The organism is Limosilactobacillus viscerum (assembly GCF_947387525.1).
GTDB lineage: Bacteria > Bacillota > Bacilli > Lactobacillales > Lactobacillaceae > Limosilactobacillus > Limosilactobacillus viscerum.
The window spans coordinates 1-4,479 of the sequence record NZ_CANDNW010000050.1 but is presented as its reverse complement, the minus strand read 5'-3'; the positions used below and the strand labels follow the sequence as shown (position 1 = coordinate 4,479).

The window sequence follows — 4,479 nt, the reverse complement described above, 5'->3', positions numbered from 1 at the left end:
GCTCCATCAACCAATAATCAATTGGTCAGTATTATTTATTTGAGTCCAGTGGCTAACTTATTCTTGAAATTTAGGTATTTTATAACTTTTAGCAATAACTATTTTTTGTGTAAATTTGAACAATGTTAAACGGTTTAGTAAATAAAGATCCTGTTTTATGTAAAATATGGCTAATTTAATTGCTTATTATCCGTTTTTATCGTATACTACCGGTTGTTGGGGTAGGAACTTCAGAGTTATTGTCCAGCGGAACGGAATGTGAACGTTGGAAGGAGGCCGTAATGGCTGCTTTGGTTTTCCGCATTCACCACGGACAGCCGTCGATGGTTCCCTAACAAATAAATATTTTAGGGAGTGTTGATGATGTCAGTATTATCATTTGCCGGACCGCGTTTCACGACGCGCCACATGACGTTAGCAGCCTTATTGGTTGCACTGCAGTTAATCCTTGGTAAGTTATCAGTTGGTGACCCGACCGTTCTCAAGTTCAGCTTTGGCTTTATTGCCACAGCCTTGATCGGTTATTACCTGGGGCCATGGATTGGCGGTGCCGCAATGGTGGTTAACGATATAATTAGTAACACTATTTTAAACACCGGGAACATGTTCTTCCCTGGTTTTACCTTTTCCGCCTTTGTCTCAGGTGTAATTGCGGGAATGTTCTTATACAACCAGAAAGTTACCTGGCAACGAATTTTCATTTATGAATTCGTCCAGATCCTAGTTACCAATGTCTTCTTCACCACACTATGGGTTTACCTAATGAGTATGACTTCTTCCAGTACCGGCCGGGCTTTTACCGCCCTCTTGGCTATCCGGGTACCAAAGGAAATCATCTCCTGGCCACTAGAAGCCGTTATTGTGTTGATCATTCTCCGGCAGCTATCACGAATTAATTTAAACTTGGACCGTTAATAATGATTAGAAAAATGATTCCATCTGACCTTGATACTGTCATGCAGATTTGGTTCGATGGCAACCGTGAAGCCCACTCCTTCATTCCCCGTTCATACTGGGAAGACCAACGGCCGTCTGTTCGGACAGCAATTCAGCAGGCAGACGTTTACTGCTTTGTTGACGATCAAGGAGTTGTTCGGGGCTTTATTGGACTGACCGGCAATTACATCGCCGGTCTTTTTGTTGCTGCGAATTTCCGTGGCCACGGGATTGGGCAACAGCTGCTTGAAGTAGCTAAGGAAAAACATATTTTCTTAGAATTAGCTGCCTACCAGAAGAACCCGCGGGCAATTAATTTTTACCAGCATAATGGTTTCTCAATTACCCACCAAACCAGCGATGAGGTGCAGATGGCTTGGTCAGTCGAAAAATAAATTCATAAAAAAGTGTTGCATTTATTTAAAAACAGGTTAGAATATCATTAAAGATTTCAAAAGCGATGAGAAAGACGAGTATGACGCCACATTCGTAAAGTGATCCGGTGATAGTGAGAGACCGGACGACCCTGGACGTTTGAAAAACACTTTCTCGCAGTGCCGCTGACTAAAATGATTGGTTCAATCAGAGTAGGCTCAGCCGTCCCCGGTACGTTACCACACCGGTAGAACGTGTTTGCGTTCGAAAAGAGGTCTAAGAATTCACATTCTTAGGCAACTTGGGTGGTACCGCGGAATAAAGCCTTTCGTCCCTTTGATTAACGGGGATGAAAGGCTTTTTATTTTATCCTCAATTCAAAATTACGAGGAGTGCTAAATATGGACTTAATTATTCCAAAGGATTACGATCCACGTCTTTCAATTCGGGAAACCGAAACTGCTATTCGTTACATCCGGGAAACTTTCCAGGATGAATTTGGGAAGGAATTAAACCTGCAACGGATGTCCGCCCCAATGTTTGTTGAAAAGAGCACTGGTCTGAACGATAACCTGAACGGGGTTGAAAAGCCAGTCTCCTTCACCATGAAGAGTATGCCTGGGGAAACAATTGAAGTTGTCCACTCCCTTGCCAAGTGGAAGCGGATGGCCTTGAAGAAGTACGGTTTCGGCATGCACGAAGGCCTCTACACCAACATGAACGCCATTCGGAAGGACGAAGATTTGGATAACTTCCACTCAATCTACGTTGACCAATGGGACTGGGAAAAAGTTATTGCCTTTGACGAACGGAACGAAGAAACCTTAAAGGAAACCGTTCGGAAGATCTTCAAGGTAATCAAGCACATGGAACACGAAGTTTGGTACAAGTTCCCACAAGCTGTTTACCACCTGCCAGATGAAATTCACTTTGTTACTACTCAGGAACTGGAAGACCGCTGGCCGGACTTGACCCCAATGGAACGGGAAGATAAAATTGCTAAGGAACTTGGTGCCGTCTTCGTAATGAAGATTGGTGATAAGCTGCAGCGCAGCGGTAAACCTCACGATGGTCGGGCACCTGACTATGATGATTGGCAACTCAACGGTGATATTATTTTCTGGTACGAACCACTTCAACGGAAACTTGAAATCTCCAGCATGGGGATCCGGGTTAGCGAAAAGTCCTTACGGGAACAACTCGAAAAGGCTGGTGAAGAGGACCGCGAAAAGTTGCCGTTCCACCAAATGCTGTTAAATGGTGAACTGCCTTACTCCATTGGTGGTGGGATTGGTCAATCACGGCTTTGCATGCTGTTACTCGGCAAAGCGCACGTCGGCGAAGTTCAAGCCAGCGTTTGGCCACAAGAAATGTTAGACAAGTGCGCAAAGGCACACATTCAAATTCTGTAATTTTTATTTAGGAGTGAGTATTGATGGAGACAATTACGATTAGTGAAACCCCTAAGCACGTGGGTGAAACTGTCAAGATTGGTGTTTGGTTAACTGATAAGCGGTCAAGTGGTAAGATCGCCTTCTTGCAACTTCGTGACGGAACCGGCTTCTTCCAGGGGGTTATCCGGAAGAACGATGTTTCACCTGAAACATTTGACATGGCAAAGCACGATTTGCACCAAGAAACTAGTTTCTACGTTACCGGGGAAGTTCACGAAGATTCTCGGTCTAAGTTTGGCTACGAAATCCAAATCAAGGATATCGAGATGGTGGGCGCAAGTGAAGACTACCCAATTGGTAACAAGGAACACGGGATTGACTTCCTGCTAGACAACCGTCACTTATGGTTACGGAGTCGCAAGCCGTGGGCACTGATGCGGATTCGTTCCCGGGTTAAGTTGGCGACGATGGAATTCTTTGACAAGCACGGCTTTACTCAATTTGACGCTCCTGAATTAACTGGAAGTGCTCCTGAAGGAACGACTGAATTGTTCGAAACTGACTACTTCGACCGCAGTGCTTACCTGTCACAATCAGGACAGCTGTACGAAGAAGCCGGTGCAATGGCACTGGGGCGGGTTTATTCAATGGGCCCAACCTTCCGGGCTGAAAAGTCCAAGACTCGTCGTCACCTGATGGAATTCTGGATGATCGAACCAGAAATGGCTTGGTGCCACGAAGAGGAAAGTGAAAAGATCCAGGAACAATACGTTGCCTACTTGATCCAAGACCTGATTGACCACTGTGCCAAGGAATTGGAAATGGTTGGCCGGAGTGTGGAAAGCTTGAAGCCATTCACTGAATTGCCATACCCACGGATCACCTACAAGAAGGCCGTTGAAATGCTGCAAGCCGCTGGAATGGACGTTAAGTACGGCGACGACTTTGGCTCACCAGAAGAAACTTACCTGGCGGACCAATTCAAGAAGCCGGTCTTCATTAAGAACTATCCTAAAGAAATCAAGGCCTTCTACATGCCATCTAACCCTGAAGATGACCGGGAAGTCATCTGTGCCGACTTACTGGCGCCAGAAGGTTACGGTGAAATTATCGGTGGTTCAGAACGTTCATACGATTATGAATACATCACTAACAAGCTGGAAGAAAACGGCTTGAGCAAGAAGGAATATGGTTGGTACGATGACCTGCGCAAGTACGGTTCTGTCCCTCACTCTGGTTTCGGGATGGGGCTAGAACGGTTCTTGGCATGGATCACGTTACAAGACCACATCCGCGAAAACATCCCATTCCCACGGATGCTCAACCGGTTGAACCCATAATATATGAGTGTGGAGTCCCCCGAAGAGGGGCGATGACTAGCATGGCAAAAAGGACTGGCGCGAATGCGGCGGTTCTTTTTGTTTGCTGGACACTCAGCCCCGTGGGGACGCAACACGTTACCACTGAGTGCGGAAGGCGCATAAAGGGAGCGTATGAATAACATGGAAAAAGTGATTGACGCGGTACGCGGCGATTACTTTTTTCTGTTAGACACTAGCTCCCGCGCCTGTAGCATGTTACCTATGAGTGTGGAGCAGGCCGAATTAGGGCCGTATGAATAACATTGCAACTGGAGTTGGCGCGAATGCGGCGGCTCCAGTTGTTTGTTATGCATTAGGCCCGGGCCTGCGCAACACGTTACCTATGAGTGTGGAGCAGGCCGAATTAGGGCCGTATGAATAACATTGCAACTGGAGTTGGCGCGAATGCGGCG

General features: G+C 46.3%; 4 protein-coding genes, 1 riboswitch and 1 other annotated feature. All 4 genes read left to right on the top strand.

Features of this window, described 5'->3' with window-relative positions; genetic code table 11:
• Positions 1-215 precede the first annotated feature (215 nt).
• Positions 216-312: riboswitch (THF riboswitch) on the top strand.
• Between the two features lie 51 nt (positions 313-363).
• Positions 364-915 carry a folate family ECF transporter S component gene (locus tag QOS07_RS09100; RefSeq protein ID WP_283588631.1) on the top strand — a complete coding sequence of 184 codons (552 nt, stop codon included), beginning with the start codon at positions 364-366 and terminating at the stop codon, positions 913-915.
• 2 nt (positions 916-917) lie between these two features.
• Positions 918-1,331: a GNAT family N-acetyltransferase gene (locus QOS07_RS09095; RefSeq protein ID WP_283588630.1), complete on the top strand. Its 414-nt coding sequence runs from the start codon at positions 918-920 to the stop codon at positions 1,329-1,331.
• 56 nt (positions 1,332-1,387) lie between these two features.
• Positions 1,388-1,650, top strand: a binding site (T-box leader).
• Between the two features lie 62 nt (positions 1,651-1,712).
• Positions 1,713-2,723: an aspartate--ammonia ligase gene (gene asnA / locus QOS07_RS09090; protein WP_283588629.1), complete on the top strand. Its 1,011-nt coding sequence runs from the start codon at positions 1,713-1,715 to the stop codon at positions 2,721-2,723.
• 23 nt (positions 2,724-2,746) lie between these two features.
• Positions 2,747-4,045: an asparagine--tRNA ligase gene (gene asnS / locus QOS07_RS09085; RefSeq protein WP_283588628.1), complete on the top strand. Its 1,299-nt coding sequence runs from the start codon at positions 2,747-2,749 to the stop codon at positions 4,043-4,045.
• The last annotated feature ends 434 nt before the right edge of the window (positions 4,046-4,479 follow it).

Coding starts and splice junctions, on each gene's coding strand:
- QOS07_RS09100 (WP_283588631.1), top strand. CDS start 364: ATGTCAGTATTATCATTTGCCGGACCGCGTTTCACGACGCGCCACATG.
- QOS07_RS09095 (WP_283588630.1), top strand. CDS start 918: ATGATTAGAAAAATGATTCCATCTGACCTTGATACTGTCATGCAGATT.
- asnA (WP_283588629.1), top strand. CDS start 1,713: ATGGACTTAATTATTCCAAAGGATTACGATCCACGTCTTTCAATTCGG.
- asnS (WP_283588628.1), top strand. CDS start 2,747: ATGGAGACAATTACGATTAGTGAAACCCCTAAGCACGTGGGTGAAACT.